The 1278-nt window shown below is 49.7% G+C and carries 1 pseudogene; it reads left to right on the top strand.

The annotated features are described in order from the left end of the window. Window positions 1–1278, top strand: a pseudogene (locus tag JIG41_RS04655) (Tn3-like element ISShfr9 family transposase); the annotation flags it as partial.

Genomic DNA, 1278 nt, shown 5'->3' with positions numbered 1-1278 from the left:
CTCAAAGACGTTGCTCTCCATATTGATGAGGGAGACAATCGAAATGTGATCATGAAAAATCGTACCGGTACCCGCTGGCGTCTGCCGACCAAAAGCGCTACATCTCTGGTCAACAATCCCTTTTTTAAGCGAATGCAACCGGTCGGTATCGCGGATGTACTGCGGTATGTAGAGCGCGAAACCGGGTTCATGAAATGTCTGACTCATGTACTTCCGATACAAAAACAAGGGTTCACTCATCAGGATGATTTACTGGCCATTCTGATTGCCAACGCCACTCACCGTGGTGTGTATGGCATGGCGCAGATCTCCGATCGAAGCTATGAACACCTGAGTACGGTGCAGGCCAACTATATCCGGCCTGAAACGCTGCATGACGCCAGCGACGTGATCAATAATGCGGTTGCAGCGCTACCCATCTTCCGCCACTACCATATTCAGGAGGACCAGCTGCATGCCAGTGCGGATGGTCAGAAATTCGAAACCCATCTGGAAACCTTTAAAACCCGGTACTCCTCTAAGTATTTCGGCACCAACAAAGGGATCACGGCCATGACACTGGTGGCCAACCACAGCGCCCTCAATGCTCGGATCATCGGTTCCAACGAGCACGAATCACACTATATTTATGACCTGTTACAATCCAACAGCAGTGAAATCAAACCTGACGTACTCTCGACAGATACACACGGTGTCAATCATGTTAACTTCGCCTTACTGGATCTATGCGGTTACAGTTTTGCACCGCGATACGCGCAGTTCAGTAGTGTCATCAATGATCTGTTTGACGTAACTGAAAATGAACACGGCGGCACCAACCTTGCCCTGAAAAAGCCCATCAGGACGAATGTCATCGAAACGGGATGGCAGGATATTAGGCGCATTGTTCTGTCACTTCAGACAAAGCGAACGACACAGGCAATGCTGGTAAGAAAGTTGTCTGGTTATCCTTCGGGGCACCCGACATTACAGGCGCTGACGGAGTATAATCGACTGGTCAAAGCGCAATATTTACTGGATTACATAGACAATGCCAGTTTGCGGCAGTACGTTCAGCGTGCCCTTAACCGGGGAGAAGCGTGGCACTTCCTGAGACGGGCTATTGCGTCGGTGAATGGCGATCAGTTCCGAGGCAAAAACGAGAGTGAAATCGCTATCTGGAATGAATGTGCAAGATTGCTTGCCAACGCGATCATCTACTTCAACTCCGCGATACTGAGTCATCTGCTGGGACACTTTGAAGCGAGAGGAGATGAAGAGAAAGCGGGTATCACTCGT

The sequence above is a fragment of the Pseudoalteromonas sp. bablab_jr011 genome (assembly GCF_016464045.1).
GTDB lineage: Bacteria > Pseudomonadota > Gammaproteobacteria > Enterobacterales > Alteromonadaceae > Pseudoalteromonas > Pseudoalteromonas lipolytica.
The sequence above is the reverse complement of the archived record's forward strand: the minus strand, read 5'-3'. Positions and strand labels throughout refer to the sequence as shown.